At 68.6% G+C, this 15,254-nt stretch carries 11 protein-coding genes; 3 read left to right on the top strand and 8 right to left on the bottom strand.

Annotation, left to right across the window (positions count from 1 at the left end):
• Positions 1-261 precede the first annotated feature (261 nt).
• The 3 genes from ACTOQ3_RS38285 to ACTOQ3_RS38275 all read right to left on the bottom strand — a co-directional run bounded on the left by ACTOQ3_RS38285 (position 262) and on the right by ACTOQ3_RS38275 (position 4,545).
• On the bottom strand, positions 262-1,422 hold the full coding sequence (locus ACTOQ3_RS38285; protein ID WP_440088564.1) for a trypsin-like serine peptidase: 1,161 nt from the start codon (positions 1,420-1,422) through the stop codon (positions 262-264).
• Between the two features lie 134 nt (positions 1,423-1,556).
• Positions 1,557-2,777, bottom strand: coding sequence for a trypsin-like serine peptidase (locus tag ACTOQ3_RS38280; protein ID WP_440088563.1), 1,221 nt, complete (start codon positions 2,775-2,777; stop codon positions 1,557-1,559).
• Positions 2,778-2,988: 211 nt separating this feature from the next.
• Positions 2,989-4,545: a hypothetical protein gene (locus ACTOQ3_RS38275; protein WP_440088562.1), complete on the bottom strand. Its 1,557-nt coding sequence runs from the start codon at positions 4,543-4,545 to the stop codon at positions 2,989-2,991.
• 318 nt (positions 4,546-4,863) lie between these two features.
• Here ACTOQ3_RS38275 and ACTOQ3_RS38270 point away from each other — a divergent pair, with 318 nt between their 5' ends.
• Entirely contained in the window at positions 4,864-5,514 is a 651-nt protein-coding gene (locus tag ACTOQ3_RS38270; protein WP_440088560.1) for an SSI family serine proteinase inhibitor, read from the top strand.
• Between the two features lie 122 nt (positions 5,515-5,636).
• Here ACTOQ3_RS38270 and ACTOQ3_RS38265 read toward each other — a convergent pair whose 3' ends face one another.
• The gene (locus ACTOQ3_RS38265; protein WP_440088559.1) at positions 5,637-6,752 is read right to left on the bottom strand and encodes a trypsin-like serine peptidase; all 1,116 of its coding nucleotides are present in this window, start codon (positions 6,750-6,752) and stop codon (positions 5,637-5,639) included.
• Between the two features lie 671 nt (positions 6,753-7,423).
• On the opposite strand from ACTOQ3_RS38265, the gene ACTOQ3_RS38260 reads away from it, so the two are divergent.
• Positions 7,424-8,308: a hypothetical protein gene (locus tag ACTOQ3_RS38260; protein ID WP_440088558.1), complete on the top strand. Its 885-nt coding sequence runs from the start codon at positions 7,424-7,426 to the stop codon at positions 8,306-8,308.
• A 158-nt stretch (positions 8,309-8,466) separates the two neighbouring features.
• Positions 8,467-9,429: a zinc-binding dehydrogenase gene (locus ACTOQ3_RS38255; protein ID WP_440088556.1), complete on the top strand. Its 963-nt coding sequence runs from the start codon at positions 8,467-8,469 to the stop codon at positions 9,427-9,429.
• Positions 9,430-9,594: 165 nt separating this feature from the next.
• On the opposite strand, the gene ACTOQ3_RS38250 is transcribed toward ACTOQ3_RS38255, so the two are convergent.
• The 4 genes from ACTOQ3_RS38250 to ACTOQ3_RS38235 all read right to left on the bottom strand — a co-directional run bounded on the left by ACTOQ3_RS38250 (position 9,595) and on the right by ACTOQ3_RS38235 (position 15,171).
• Positions 9,595-10,284 carry a PadR family transcriptional regulator gene (locus ACTOQ3_RS38250; RefSeq protein WP_440088554.1) on the bottom strand — a complete coding sequence of 230 codons (690 nt, stop codon included), beginning with the start codon at positions 10,282-10,284 and terminating at the stop codon, positions 9,595-9,597.
• Positions 10,281-11,078, bottom strand: a complete 798-nt coding sequence (locus ACTOQ3_RS38245) for a DUF4097 family beta strand repeat-containing protein (RefSeq protein WP_440088552.1) — start codon at positions 11,076-11,078, stop codon at positions 10,281-10,283. The genes ACTOQ3_RS38250 and ACTOQ3_RS38245 overlap by 4 nt, the downstream gene beginning before the upstream one ends.
• Positions 11,079-11,148: 70 nt before the next feature.
• Positions 11,149-11,325 carry a DUF6104 family protein gene (locus ACTOQ3_RS38240; RefSeq protein WP_329094229.1) on the bottom strand — a complete coding sequence of 59 codons (177 nt, stop codon included), beginning with the start codon at positions 11,323-11,325 and terminating at the stop codon, positions 11,149-11,151.
• Positions 11,326-11,472: 147 nt separating this feature from the next.
• Positions 11,473-15,171: a multifunctional oxoglutarate decarboxylase/oxoglutarate dehydrogenase thiamine pyrophosphate-binding subunit/dihydrolipoyllysine-residue succinyltransferase subunit gene (locus ACTOQ3_RS38235; protein ID WP_440088550.1), complete on the bottom strand. Its 3,699-nt coding sequence runs from the start codon at positions 15,169-15,171 to the stop codon at positions 11,473-11,475.
• Positions 15,172-15,254 lie beyond the last annotated feature (83 nt).

The following is a 15,254-nucleotide window of genomic DNA, read 5'->3' as shown; positions in this document are numbered from 1 at the left end:
GGTCACAATGAGCTGTAGCCCTCATGTGACGCAGATCACATCAACGTGATGGCACCGATTTCGCGGCGGGTACGTCTAACGCGTCCGTCCGCGACCGGAACGGCCTTCCCTGCCGCCCCGGGACACCTCTTCCCGGCTCCGGAAACCGGCCTCCTCGCCACGGAAACGCCCCGGAAAACGGGTGCGGGACCCGGCGCCGCGCGCCGGGTCCCGCCGATGTCTCGGAGGCCGAGGTAATCCCTCGCCCCCACGATGTGCGAGTTACCTGTAAAGCTCGCCGTTCGGGCCGACGATCCTGCCGGACCACACGTTGGCGGCCTTGCGGTAGATGTCGGCGGTCTCGCCGTCGAAGTACGGCGAGGTGATGAGGTCGTAGCGGTCGTTCTGGTCCTGGTCGCCGAACAGGCTGGTGACACCGTTGACGAGGCCCAGGCGCCGGGAGCTGCTGTACTGCGAGATCCAGGGGCCGCCGTCGGCGCCCGGCGTGAGGGCGCCCTTGAGACCGACGTGCTCCTCGACCTTCTCCGCGGCCGAGACGTACTCCTTGCCGGAGGTCTTGCCGTAGACGTACTTGGGTGTCACGCCGCTGTAGGGCTTGTCGCCGTCGGGGTGCGGGGCCTGGGGGTAGCCGAAGACGTAGACGGTCTTGCCGGTCCTCTGGTTCCAGGTGAAGCCCTGGCCGCCGACGTTGTCGCCCAGACGGCCGACGTCCTTGGAGAGCAGGATGTAGTAGTGCGAGCCACGTGACCACTTGGGCCCGGTGAACCCGTTGTACTCGCGCCTGGTGACCTGCTTGACCCCGTTGAAGGCGACGCCGTTGTAGACCGTGACGAAGGCGTAGTCCTTGTCGTAGTCCTCGTAGTTGGCGAAGTCGTAGTGCGTCCACGCCGACTTGCCGACGTAGATGCCCCACGGGGCCTTGCCCTGGTAGTAGCCGGGGACGAAGACCCACTTGTCGAGGGTGTCGCTGTTGCTGCCCGGGTCGTAGACGCAGTGCCCGGCCGTGGCGACCACGTTGCGGTACTTGCCCTGGATCGAGGTGGCCGAGCACCAGCGGTACTGGCCGTTGACGACGAAGAACACCTTGCCGATGGTCCTGGGCAGGTTGACGTTCTTGACGCGGCCGGACGGGGCCTTCTCCGAGCCGGTCGGACCGACGCTGCCGGGCCTGCCGTCGGGGGAGAAGCCGCCGCCGACCTTCATCTTCGGTGCACCGGGGTCGGGGTTGTAGACGGTCGCCTTCTTGAGGGCCGCGAAGTTGGAGGCGGCCCAGAAGTCGATGACCGAGACCGCCGAGGCGTTGTTCCTGGCCATCGGGTCGGTCGCCCAGTCGGGGGCGGCCTGGGCGGTGCCGGCCAGGGTGGTGGCCAGCAGGGCGGTGGCGGCTGCGGCGCCACCGAGGGGGAGAAGAGAGTGCTTCACGACAAAAGCTCCTTGCGCTGCAACGTTCCCGGACGGGACGTCCGGGAACTGCGGGACGACAAGCTACGAACCTATGCAGGGATCAAGGGAGCAAACACTGTATAAGGGTCCCTTAAGGATCTCTTAAGGCGGCGTTATGATCGGGGCGCCTGCTGGGCCGCGGCCCAGTGATAGACGGCGTAGGTCGACGCGATGAAGTACGGGGAGGAGATCCTGTCGTACTTGCGGTCGGTGTTGACGTCCCAGGCGAAGCTGTTGACGCCGTTGAGATAGCCGACGGAGTTCTTGTTGTCGTAGAAGATCAGCCACGGGCCGCCGCTCGCACCGTTGGTGAACGGGCAGGCCAGGGCGACGCCCTGCTCGACCAGGCGGGTGGGGGCCTTCACCCTGACGGTGAGCCCGCGGCACGACTTCAGCTGCTGGCCGTTGTAGGGCCTGCTGCCGTCGGGATGCGGGGCGGCGGGGTAGCCGAAGGCGAGGACGGACAGGCCGGCGCCGCGGTTGGTCGCGAGGCCCTGCCCGCCGACGTTGTCCTCCAGGCTTCCGACGCTCTCCATCTCGTAGCTGCCGGACGTCTTGCCGGCCTTCCACCTGAAGCCGTCGTGCACGGTGACGAACGCGTAGTCGTAGTCGTAGTCGCCCCTGCCGACGAAGTCCTCGTGCAGGTTGAGCGAGTGGCCGACGTAGATGCCGTACGGGGTGTTGCCCTTGTCATAGCCGGGGATGAAGATCCAGTATTCGGCCGGGCTGCCGGTCTTGGCGTCGTAGGCGCAGTGCCCGGCCGTGGCGACCAGGTTGCGGTTGCTCGCCGCCACGGAGGAGGCCGAGCACCAGTAGTCCTTGGAGCCGATCCGGAAGAACACCTTGCCCACGGTCACCGGCGAGTTGCCGGAGGCCGGGGCCCGCTTCTTCGGCAGGGTCGGCTTGACGACCGGTGCGGAGCCTCCCGAGGCGGAACCCTTTCCGCCGGTGGTCGCACCGGCCTCCGCGGTCATGGCCGTCGCGGCGGCGGACTTCCCGGTGGCGGACGCCGCGGCGGCCGTGGCACTCCCGGCCGTCGCACTTCCCGGGGTGGCCGCCGAGGTGGGCGACGCCGAGGAGGGAGGGCCGTCGCTCTTCATCCCTGGCGAGGCGGGCACGTTGTCCATGGCCTGCTTGAGCCTCGCCGGACTCCAGTACTCCGCGATCCGCCTCATGTCGGCGCTGCTCTTGGTCAGGGTGATCGAGGTGATCCCGTTGGGCACCCCGTCCAGCGGGGTGGCTGCGGCGCTCCCGGCGAACGCGGACGTCATGGTCACACAGGCGGCGACCAGCCCGCCGAGTGTGGCCGTGATCCGCCGAGCGCGGGAGGACATGGTGTTCCTTTCGGGGGATCGTGACGTTCGGGGAGTTACGGGAGGCGCAAGGGATGATTTTTCCAGATCAACTTAGTTTTGGGCAGTTCGTTGGACCGATCCGCTCATACTCTGTTATCTGATCAGTGTGGCCGAAGGTGTATAAGCACCCCGTGAAGGCAAGAAAGGGCCCGGTGCGTACCGGGCCCTTCCTCGTTCACGAAGCCCGTGTCTAGGCGGGGAGCTTCCCGGTCCAGAGGTTGGCGGCGTGCTTGTAGATGCCGTACGTGTCACCGTTGAAGTACGGGGTGGTGACGCGGTCGTAGCGCTTGTTGTTGTCGCTGTCGACCGTCAGGCTCACGACACCGTTGAGGTAGCCGGTCCGCTTGCTGTTCTTGTACTGCAGCAGGAAGGGACCGCCGCTGGCGCCCGGGGTGAAGGCGCACTTGATCGCCTGGTGCTCCTCGGCCTTGTAGGCCGACACGACGGGCGCGGCGCCGGTCTTGCCGTAGCACCACTTCTGGGTGTGGCCGGAGTACGGCTTGTCACCGTCGAGGTGGGCCGAGGTCGGGTAACCGAACGTGAAGACCTTCTTGCCCAGCTTCTGGTTCCAGCTGAAGCCCTGGCCGCCGACGTTGTCGCCCAGGCGGCCGGCCGCGGTCACGAAGGTGATGTAGTGCCGGAAGATGATGTACTTCGCTGACGACGTCTTCGCGATGTACTTCACCACGAAGTAGTACGTGATCGTGTAGTTGCCCCGGGAGTCGACCTCCTTGTGGCCGGGGCCCTTGTACGCCTCGTACTCGGTCTTGGTGACGTGCTCGACTCGGGGCTGGAGCTTGGAGCCGCTCGCGGGCCAGTCGGCCTGGTCAAGCGTCCTGCCGAGGGTGACCTTGTCGTCGTGCAGGCCGTAGACCTGGCCGGGGACCTTGTCCCAGCTGGACTTGTCGGTCTCGACCGCGACGGCGATCGCGCCCTTGTACTGCGGACCGACCTGGTCTTCCTTGTCCACGCCCTCGACCTTGCCGAGGCCGCCCTTCTTCGTCCACGCGTCGTAGGTGTTCCGGTCGACCGAGATGGCGGCCTCGCGGCCCACCCCGCCCTTGTCCATGTGAGCCTTGAAGGTCTTGTAGTCGACCTCCTTCTCGGGCTGCTGCTTGATGCCGTCGTAGACGTTGACGAAGGCGTAGTCGTAGTCGTAGTCCTCGTAGACCGTGAAGTCGTCGTGGGTGTTGACCTTGGCGCCGACGTAGATGCCCCAGGGAGCCTTGCCCTGGTAGTAGCCGGGGATGAACACGAAGTTGCCGAACGGCTTGTTCGTGTCGGTGTCGTAGACACAGTGGCCGGCGGTGGCGACCAGGTTGCGGAACTTCGACTGCACGGAGGTGCCGGAGCACCAACGCTCCTTGCCCTTGTCGTCGACGAAGAAGACCTTGCCGACGGTGATCGGGAGGTTCACGTTCCGCGACCTGCCGGCGGTCTTGCCCTCCTCGCCGGTCGGGGCGACGATGCCGGGCTTGCCGTCGGCGGCGGCCCTGGCGGCGCCGGTCTTGTTCAGCTTGGCGGAAACGGTGGAGTCGGCGAGGTAGGTCGTCGCCGACTTCAGCTTCGAGGCGGTCCAGTAGCCCGCGATGGCCTTCGCGTTACCGGAGGGGGTGAGCGCCGACGACTTGACGTCGGGATCGGCCGTGCTCGCCTGGGCGGTGGCGGGGAGGGAGGCGCCGACCATGGTGGCGGCGGCGAGGACGCCGCCGAGGGGGAGGGCGAGGCGCTTGGCTCGGGAGTTCAATGGAGCTCCTTCTTTGTCATGAGTCGCTCGGGACGCAACTCACGCATGCGTAAAGAGACAAGAGGTGACCGTACTCGGCAAAGATGGGTTAAAAAGCTATAAATCGGGCACGGGGTCGGACCGTTATATTTTTGTTACTAAATCCGTGGAACCAGGAATCCTCGGAGTCCGTCTGATCTACCTGAACTTGATCGAGAGGTCCCCCGCGGGTCATGTGACCGTATGAACTGCGGAAACACCCAGGCTTGTCGGTGTCCCGCGAGAGCGTCCGAGGGCAGGCTGAGCCGGCATCCGCGTCACACGTCATCGGGGGATCTCATGCGGCGTCTTCTCTGTCTGGCCGTTGTCGGCCTCTTCCAGCTCTCGGGTACGGCCGTGGCGTCCACGGTGCCGCCCCGCGATCCCGGCCCGGGGTGGCAGGAGACGAGACCGTACCCCTACCCCGGCGACTCGGGACCGCAGGTGACGCAGCCGCTCCCGCTCCATCCGGGCGGGCCCGCCCACGTCATGCCAGGACCGGTCGAACCGTTTCCCGGCGCCAGGCCTCCGCGCAGCGCCAGGGCGCTCGTGCTGAGCCTCGCGCAGGGCGACAAGCCCGTGCCCGTGGCGGGCCACGCCCTGCTGCTGTGCGACCGGCCCGGCGGCACCCATCCCGACGCGGTCCGCGCCTGCGAGGCGCTGGCCGAGGTGCGGGGTGACCCCGCCAGGCTCAGGGCGAGGACGGGGGTGGCGTGCACCCTGCAGTACGACCCGGTCACGGTGACCGCCAGCGGGATCTGGAACAACCGTTTCGTCCGGTTCGAACGCACCTACGGCAGCCCGTGCGCGCTGCGGGCCGCCACCGGCGCGGTCTTCGCCCTGGGAGGCGATTCCCGGCGACCGGGATGGAGCGTTCCGGACACGGTGACGGCCCTTCCCGGGCCGCTGCCCGGAACGTTCCCCGGGCCGATCCGGCGGCCGGGTTCGTAGCCGTCCCCGCTCTCTTCGGGAAAGGGCCCGGTCCTGGGACCGGGCCCTGCTCGTTCCCTGCTTGTTCACTGCCCGTCCGCCGCGGCCGGCCGAATGGCCTTACGGTCGGCCGCGGGTGCGGGTCAGCTGGTCCAGCGGTTGGCCGCGGCCTTGTAGACCTTGTAGGTGTCGCCGTTGAAGTACGGCGAGGAGATCTTGTCGTACCGGTCGTTCTTGTCGGTGTCCCAGGCGATGCTGTTGACGCCGATCAGGTAGCCGGTCCGGCTGGAGCTCTTGTACTTGTAGAGCCAGGGGCCGCCGCTCGCGCCCGAGGTGAAGGCGCACTTGAAGCCGATGTGCTCCTGGACGTTGTACTTCGGCGCGGCCGGCATGGCGCCGGTCTTGCCGTAGCACCACTTCATCGTGCGGCCGGAGAAGGGCTTGTCGCCGTCGGGGTGCAGGCCGGCCGGGTAGCCGAAGGAGAAGACCGTGTTCTTGACCTTCTGGTTCCAGGCGAAGCCCTGGCCGCCGACGTTGTCGCCGAGACGGCCGACGTTCTTGATGACCGGCTTCCACTTGTTGTCCTTGTCCTTCTCCCAGTTCACCTTGAACCCGGAGTGGACGTTGACGAAGGCGTAGTCGTAGTCGTAGTCCTCCTTCACCACGAAGTCGTCGTGCGCGTTGAACCACTTGGCCGCGTAGATGCCGTAGGGGTTCTTGCCGTCCCACGCCTGGTTGCCGTCCCAGTAGGACGGGATGAAGATCCAGTTGTCGTAGAACTGGTTGGTCTTCACGTCGTAGACGCAGTGCGCGGAGGTGGCGACCACGTTGCGGTACTTGCCCTGGACCGAACTGCCGGAGCAGTACTTCCAGCTCTTCGGGTCCGACGGGTTGGCGCCGGGCAGGGTGAAGAAGACGCGCCCGACGGTGTTGGGCAGGTTCACCTGCTTGCTCTTGGAGGACTTGGTGCCCTCCGCGCCGATCGGCGGGACCGACCCGCCGGGGCCGTCGGGGCCCGCCGCGCTGGAGGCCTTGCCGCCCTTGACGCTCAGGTCGAGGTCGCCGGTGGCGTCCGTGGCCTTGCGCATCCGCTCGGGCGACCAGAAGGAGGTGGCCTGGCCGGCCGTCTCCGAGGCCTGGGAACTGACCACGTCCTTGGGGGCCGTACCGGCGTTGGCACCGGTGGTGGCGCCGATCGCTCCGGCGATCATGAGAACGCCGGTGAGGGGGATCGTGAGGCGCCGTGCTCGGGAATTCATGAAGCTCCTTTCGTTCTCAGCGCGGAGACGGGACTTCTCCTCGCCGGGAAAACGATCGGAACGTTACTGACTGGATCAAGCGGCGGGCAGGAATTGACGGGAAAAAGTCTGAGATGGTTCCATCCGATGCTGTCTTGTTATTTAAATAGCTATTTGTTATAAGTTAACGAATAGGCATTTCCGCAGCTCATCGCAGTTGCGGGGCGATCTCAGAGGCATCGCCGTCATCACCGGTAACAGCGATTACCGAAGGTTTCTCGAGCAACTTCGACACCTTTGGAGTGTCGGGTGCGGTGACGTTCTCGATGCTGTTCCGCGGTTTCTCATGGTCATTTTCCGTGAGGTGGCCGCAGCGGACGAGCCGAATACCGGAACAGCGGTCCCGGGACACGGGTGCCGCACCACGGATCCCGCGACGTGACCCTCGGAACACGGATACCGGAACGTCACGGGGCACCGGCGCACGGACCGCACGACCCGGCCACCCGAGAGCGGGCGCCGGGACCCGGGTGCCGGAACCAGGGCGCAGGAACGCGGACGTCGCGGTGTGACGGCGCCCTCTCTCCGAGGCATCGATTCTGATTCGTGACGGTACTGACGCGGACGCCGAGACCGCCGGACCCCGAAGATGGGGCCGGGAACCGTACCTTCTGCAGGAGGCGGCCGAGGACGTGGCCGGTGGTCAGCACGACATCATCGAGGCGAGGTCCCGGAAGGGACCGTGGCCCTGGATCGGCGTCGCCGCGCTGGCGGCGCTCGTGGCGTGGAACCTGACGACGGCCCGGGAGCGGCCGGACACGATCTCGCCGCCGTTCCCGCCGCCGGTGCCCACCCGGGCGGGGACCGTCGCGGAGCAGGTCCCGAACGTGCTCAACCCGGGATTCCGCAAGAAGGGCGGCAGGGAGATCCTCGACGTGGTCTTCCCCGACGGCTCGGCGGCGGAGGTGAGCTACCCGGCGGAGCTGGGCCTGGCCGGGCTGGGGGTCCGGCCCGCGATGTCGGGCCGGCTCGACGGCGACACCGGCCCGTACCGGCAGCTGACCGTGCCGTCAGGCGGTCCGGCGGGGGTCTCCCGAGGGCAGCCGATGATCAGGCGACTGGCCAAGCGGGTCACCCTCTGGCATCCGATGAGCCCTGCCGAGGGCGAGGTGCTGCTGTTCGCGTTCGACCCGTGGTTCGTGGCGCTGCGCGATCTCAAGGACGGCATGCCCTTCGAGCAGCGCATGCTCTGGGCGCGCAACCTGCGCGGCAAGGTGACCAAGGGCGGCTACCTCGTGCTCGAGGCCACGCCCCCGGTGCGGCTGGCCACGCAGGGGGAGATCCTCGACGGTGAGCCGCTGGGACCGCAGCTGTGGTTCGGCGGGGCCAGGGAGACGCTGCTGGTGCTGGCTCCGGTGCCGGGCTGCGACGTCGCGTCGATCGAGCTCTCCGTCATCGAGCAGCGGCGCCGCTTCTCCGCGGAGACCTGCCAGGACGGCGTGTACGTCGCGGCCTCGGGGGAGCGGGGACACGTCGAGCGGACCATGGCGGGCATGACCGTCAGGCGGACGGCGTAACGGCGGCCCGTTCACCGTGATCGCCGCGCGGGGGACATGAGGCGCGGCCCCGTTCACCGCGCGAAGGGTGTGAGACACGGCCCCGGTACGCCGCGCGGAGCGCGTGAGGCGCGGCCCCGTACGCGGTGGTGGCCGCGCGGACGGCGTAGGGTGCGGCCATGTTCGCTGTAACCGCCACGCGGATCGATTCCGACAACCCCCTCGCCGGACTCACGCTCGGTGAGCGCCCGGAACCCGAGGTTCCCGACGGGTGGACCACCGTCACGGTGAGGGCCGCCTCGCTCAACCACCACGACCTGTTCAGCCTGCGGGGGATGGGCCTTCGCCAGGAGCAGCTCCCGATGGTGCTCGGCACCGACGCCGCCGGGCTCGACGAGGAGGGGAACGAGGTCGTCGTGCACTCGGTGATCGGCAGTGGTGCCGACGAGACGCTCGACCCGAAGCGCTCGCTGCTCTCGGAGAAACACGACGGCACCTTCGCCGAGCGGGTCGTCGTGCCCCGTCGCAACCTCGTGCCCAAGCCCGCCGCGCTCAGCTTCGAGGAGGCCGCCTGCCTGCCGACGGCCTGGCTGACCGCCTACCGCATGCTGTTCGACAAGGCCGGGCTCGAGCCGGGCTCGACCGTGCTGGTCCAGGGCGCGGGCGGGGGCGTGGCCACCGCACTGATCCTGCTGGGCCGGGCCGGGGGATACCGGGTCTGGGCGACCAGCCGCTCGGAGAAGAAGCGGGCGCGGGCCCTGGAACTCGGCGCCGACCAGGTCTTCGAGAGCGGCGCCCGGCTGCCCGAGCGGGTCGACGCGGTGATGGAGACCGTCGGCCAGGCCACCTGGGGGCACTCGCTGAAGGCGCTGCGCCCCGGCGGCCGGATCGTGATCTCCGGCGCGACCAGCGGCGCCGTCCCGCCGGCCGACCTGAACCGCGTCTTCTTCCTGCAGCTGTCGGTGATCGGCTCCACCATGGGCACCCGCGACCAGCTGGGCAGGCTGGCCCGCTTCCTGGAGCAGACCGGCACTCGCCCGCTGATCGACCGCACCCTCCCGCTGGCCGAGGCCCGCGAGGGCTTCGCGGCCATGCACGAGGGCGAACTCTTCGGAAAGGTCGTCTTCACCCTGCCGGGATGAGCCCGGCAGGTCCCGGGGGCGGCTCGCGGGCCGGGGTGGCTCGGCGTTCCCGCGGGGGTGGCCCGGCGCCGGGGGTGGCTCACCCGTGCCGTGCGGGCCGCCTCACGGAGGCCGCCGGCCGTGACGTGCCACTCCCGGCGGGCGTCTTACGAGGCGTCGCCGGGATCACCGGAGCGCGTCGCGGATGCGGCGGGCCGCGTCGTACAGGGCGTCCTGGGCGGTCGCCAGGGTCTCCTCGCTGACCTGCGCGGCCGCCGCGTCCCTGCGAACCTCCTCGACGAACTCGGCCAGCATCTGCCCGAGCCGGGCGTCTCCGGCCCGTGATCCCTCGCCGGTGAAGCCGTCGGCCCAGACGCGCTTCCACTCGTCCTTCCACTCGCCGGTCTGGCGCTGCCACTCACGCTTCTGGCGCTGCCACTCCGTCTTCTGCTCGCGCCAGACCTTGCGCGGGTCCTGCTCGGGGCTCTGACGCACCTCGCGCGCCATCTGGGTGAGCTCCTCGCGCAGCGACTTGACCGTGTCGCGCACGTCCTCCTTGACCTCGCGGGCGATGTCGCGGACGGAGTCGGAGATCTCCTGCTCCAGGTCGGCGAGCTCGTCGAGCCGCTCGTTGAGCTCGTCGCGGCCCCGGTCGCTGATGGTGAAGACCTTCTTGCCGTCCACCACCTCGTGGGTGACCAGGCCCTCCTCCTCCAGGCGGGCCAGGCGCGGGTAGATCGTGCCGGGGGAGGGAGAGTAGACGCCGAGGAAGCGATCCTGGAGCAGCCGGATCACCTCGTAGCCGTGGCGCGGGCTCTCCTCCAGCAGCTTCAGGAGATAGAGCCGGAGCCTTCCGTGGCCGAAGACCGGGCTCATGCCTGGACTCCCTTCAGAAGAGTGACGTCGGCGGAGACGGTGTTGGCCGTCAGCGACGCCATGCCGCCGCCGATCCGGCCGCCCAGCGTCTTCGCGCCGGGCTGGGCGGAGTGGTCGAGTTCGGAAAAGGCGGCGTCGAGCCTGCCCGAGTTGGAACGGATCTTGACGTCGGTCTCGACCGTGTGCGGGAGCCGCAGCACGATGTCGCCGGAGACGCTGTTCATCGTGACGTGGCCGGTCGGCGGGAGCTCCAGATCGGCGGTGATCCGGCCGGAGACGGTGGTGACGCTCAACCGCCGGGGCGTGCCCTGGGCGACGGTGAGATCGCCGGAGATGCTCTTGAACGACAGGTCGCCGACCAGGCCGCGGCTCTCCACGTCGCCGGAGACGGTGTCGGCGTTGATCTCGCCGCTCACCCCGTCGAGCACGATCCCGCCCGAAACGCTTCTGACCGAGGTGTGGCCCTCGAACCCGGTGACGACCGCGGACGCGGAGACGACCCCCACGTTGACCGGGCAGTCCTTCGGCACGGTCAGCGCGAGCGTGGCCCGGCGGCGGCCGGGGCGCAGCCAGCCCAGCAGGCCGTCCCAGGTGAGATCCCTGTAGGTGACGGTGAGCGTGCCGTCGTCGTCGTGGGTGACGAGCAGCGGGGGGCTGTCGACCTCGGTGACCTCGAGCCTCGGAGGGCCGTCGCTGGCCAGCACCGCCAGCTTCCCCGCCACGATGCGCACGTTGAGTTTCCTGACGGAGTCGAAGGTGAGCTGCTCCGGCTTCTCTATCGTCCATTGCCGCATGTAGATGACCTCCTTGTAATGAACACGATATGTCGCGTTATTCGGAGGGTCAAGATATATCGCGTTTTTCTCAGTCGTCCTCGTCGTCCAGCCGGGCCAGCCAGGTGGCCAGCCGTTCCACCGGCGTCTCGAAGTCGGGGTTCAGGTCGACGAACTCGCGCAGCCGCTCGGCCAGCCACACGACGGTGACCTCCTCCTCGCCCCGGCGCGCGACGAGTTCCTCGATGCCCCGATCGGTGAAGTACATCGCGTTCTCCCTCAATGACACTGATGACGCTGTGGTCGTGCTCGCGACCTCGTGATGACGCTCGCGACAAACGGGGAAGTCCCCCGCAGAGGCTCCTGCGGGGGACTTCCGTGGTGATGCCTGCGCGGACCGGCCGGGGCCGGTCGCCTAGTTGAAGATCTCGCCCAGCATCTGCTGCAGCTCCGCCTCGTGGGTGGAGTGCGAGCCGGTCGCCGGCGAGGAGTTGGCCTTGCGGGAGACCCGCTTGATCGAACGCCCGCCGAAGACCCCCGGGTTCTCGGCCATCTTGAGAGCCAGGAACGGCCACGGACCCATGTTGAGCGGCTCGTCCTGCGCCCACACCAGCTCGATGTCGGCGGCGTAGCGGCTCAGCTCGGCCTCCAACGGGTCGGCGGGGAACGGGTAGAGCCGCTCGAGGCGGATGATCGCCACGTCGTTGCGGCCCTGCTTGTCACGGGCCGCCGCCAGGTCGTAGTAGAGCTTGCCGGAGACCAGCACGACCTTGCGGACGCCGGCCGGGGGAGCCGTGGTGTCGCCCAGCACCGGCTGGAACGACCCCGAGGTGAAGTCGCCGACCGCCGAGATCGCCGCCTTGTGCCGCAGCAGCGACTTGGGCGTGAACACCACCAGCGGGCGGTGCCGGTTCGACAGCGTCTGCCAGCGCAGCAGGTGGAAGTAGTTGGCCGGCAGTGTGGGCTGCGCCACGGTCATGTTGTCCTGGGCGCACATCTGCAGGAAGCGCTCGATGCGGGCCGAGGAGTGGTCGGGCCCCTGCCCCTCGTAGCCGTGCGGCAGCAGCAGGGTGACGCCGGAGCGCTGGCCCCACTTCTGCTCGCCCGACGTGAGGTACTCGTCGATGATCGACTGGGCGCCGTTGACGAAGTCGCCGAACTGCGCCTCCCAGGCGACCAGTGCCTCGGGCCGCTCCACGCTGTAGCCGTACTCGAAGCCGAGCGCGGCGTACTCGCTCAGCAGGGAGTCGTAGACGTAGAACTTCGTGGTGCCCTGGTTGAACGTCTTGAGCGGGGTGTGCTCCTCGCCCGTGACGCGGTCGACCAGCACGGCGTGCCGCTGGGTGAACGTGCCGCGCCGCGAGTCCTGGCCGACGAGGCGGACCGGGTGGCCGTCGATCAGCAGCGACCCGAAGGCCAGGGTCTCGCCCATGCCCCAGTCGATGTGGTCCTCGGCGACCATCTGCCCGCGGCGCTGCAGCACCGGCAGCAGGCGCGGGTGGACGGTGAAGCCCTCGGGCATGTTGAGCTGGGTCTCCACGATCCGCTTGACGGTCTCCTCGGAGACGGCCGTCTTGACGTCCTCGTGCGACCAGGGGACGTTCTCCATGTCCACCGGGCGGGAGAACTCGCCCGTCGGGTCCTTGGCCGCCGCGCGGGTCTCGGCGAAGGCGTTCTCCAGCTTGGCCTGGTAGTCGCGGAGCGCGCCCTCGGCCTCCTCCACCGTGATGTCGCCCCGGCCGATCAGCGCCTCGGTGTAGAGCTTGCGGGTGGAGCGCTTGGCGTCGATCAGGTCGTACATCAGCGGCTGGGTGAAGCCCGGGTTGTCGGCCTCGTTGTGCCCCCGGCGCCGGTAGCAGATGAGGTCGATCACCACGTCCTTGCGGAACGCCTGGCGGTACTCGAACGCCAGCTTGCCGACCCGGACCACGGCCTCGGGGTCGTCGCCGTTGACGTGGAAGATCGGGGCCTGGATCATCCGGGCCACGTCGGTGGCGTACACGCTGGAGCGCGAGCTGGCCGGGCTGGTGGTGAAGCCGACCTGGTTGTTGACCACGATGTGCACGGTGCCGCCGGTGCGGTAGCCCCGCAGCTGCGACAGGTTGAGCGTCTCGGCCACCACACCCTGGCCGGCGAAGGCCGCGTCGCCGTGCACGAGCACCGGCAGGACGGTGAAGCCCTCCTCGCCGCGCTCCAGGAGGTCCTGCTTGGCGCGGACCACACCCTCCAGGACCGGGTCGACCGTCTCCAGGTGGGAGGGGTTGGCCACAACCGAGGTCTTGAGCTTGGAGCCGTCGGGCGAGACGAAGTCGCCGCTGGCGCCCAGGTGGTACTTCACGTCGCCGGAGCCGTGGGCGCTGCGCGGGTCGATGTTGCCCTCGAACTCGCCGAAGATCTGCCCGTACGACTTGCCGACGATGTTGGCCAGCACGTTGAGGCGGCCGCGGTGGGCCATGCCGACCACGGCCTCGTCGAGCCGCTCCTCGGCCGCGGCGCTCAGCACCGAGTCGAGCAGCGGGATCAGCGACTCGCCGCCCTCCAGCGAGAAGCGCTTCTGCCCGACGAACTTCGTCTGCAGGAACGTCTCGAACGCCTCGGCGGTGTTCAGCCGCTCCAGGACGCGCAGCTGCTCCTCGCGGTCGGGCTTGGCGTGCGGCCGCTCGATGCGGGCCTGGATCCAGGCCCGCTCCTCGGGGTTCTGCATGTGCATGTACTCGACGCCGATGGTGCGGCAGTAGGAGTCACGCAGCACGCCGAGGATGTCGCGCAGCTTCATCAGGGGCCGGCCGCCGAAGCCGCCGGTGGCGAACTCGCGCTCCAGGTCCCACAGGGTGAGGCCGTGCGACTTGATGTCGAGGTCGGGGTGCTTGCGCTGCTTGTACTCCAGCGGGTCGGTGTCGGCCATGAGGTGGCCGCGGACCCGGAAGGCGTGGATCAGCTCGATGACCCGGGCCGACTTCGCCACGTCGTCGTCGTGGGTGGTTGAGATGTCCTGGACCCAGCGGATCGGCTCGTACGGGATCCGAAGGGCCTCGAAGATCTCGTCGTAGAAGCCGTCCTCGCCGAGCAGCAGCCGGTGGACCTGCCGCAGGAAGTCACCCGACTGGGCGCCCTGGATGATGCGGTGGTCGTAGGTGCTGGTGACCGTCATCACCTTGCTCACCGCGAGGCGGGAGAGCGTGTCGGGGGAGGCCCCCTGGTACTCGGCGGGGTACTCCATCGCGCCGACGCCGATGATCGTGCCCTGCCCCGGCATCAGGCGCGGCACCGAGTGCACGGTGCCGATGGTGCCCGGGTTGGTCAGCGAGATCGTCGTGCCGCTGAAGTCGTCGACGCCCAGCTTGCCCGCCCTGGCCTTGCGCACGACCTCTTCGTACGCGACCCAGAACTGGCGGAAGTCCATCCCCTCGGTCGCCTTGATCGACGGGACCAGGAGCTGGCGGGTGCCGTCGCTCTTGGCGACGTCGATGGCCAGGCCCAGGTTGACGTGCTCGGGCTTGACCAGCACCGGCTTGCCGTCGACCTCGGTGTAGGAGTGGTTCATCTCCGGCAGGACCTTGAGGGCCTTGATCACCGCGTAGCCGATGAGATGCGTGAACGACACCTTGCCGCCGCGACCGCGCGACAGGTGGTTGTTGATCACGATCCGGTTGTCGATGAGCAGCTTCGCCGGGACCGCGCGCACGCTGGTCGCCGTCGGCACGACGAGGCTGGCCTCCATGTTGGCCGCTGTCCTGGCGGCGGCGCCGCGTAGTCGGACTTCCTCGGCACCGGCGGCGGCGGGCAACTGCGTCTCCTGCTTGGGTTGGGCCGCCGGGGCGGGCTTGGCCGCCGTCGGCGCTGGGGTCGTCGCCGCGGGGGCCGGGGTGGCCTGAGCCGCAGCCGGGGTGGCCGAGGGCGCAGCGGGGGTCGGTGGAGCGGGCGCGGCGGCAGCCGCCCCCGGGGGTGCGGCACGGCCGGACCCCGAATCAGGGCTGTAGTCGGCAAAGAAGTTCCACCAGGCCCGGTCGACCGACTCGGGGTCCTGGAGGTACTTCTGGTACAGCTCGTCGACAAGCCATTCGTTCTGACCAAAGGCTGCCAGCGGGTTTGTCCGCGACGACTCAGACGACACGGCGGAAATCGCCCTCTTCCGCAGATCGGCGTTGATGATAGAGAACCTGTCCAAGGCTACTCGCCTCGGCTCGGACCTGCGCC

Origin of the sequence: Streptosporangium sp. LJ11 (assembly GCF_051918945.1) — a bacterium.
Lineage (GTDB): Bacteria > Actinomycetota > Actinomycetes > Streptosporangiales > Streptosporangiaceae > Streptosporangium.
Note: the sequence above shows the minus strand (reverse complement) of the source record. Positions and strands in the feature narration are given on the sequence as shown.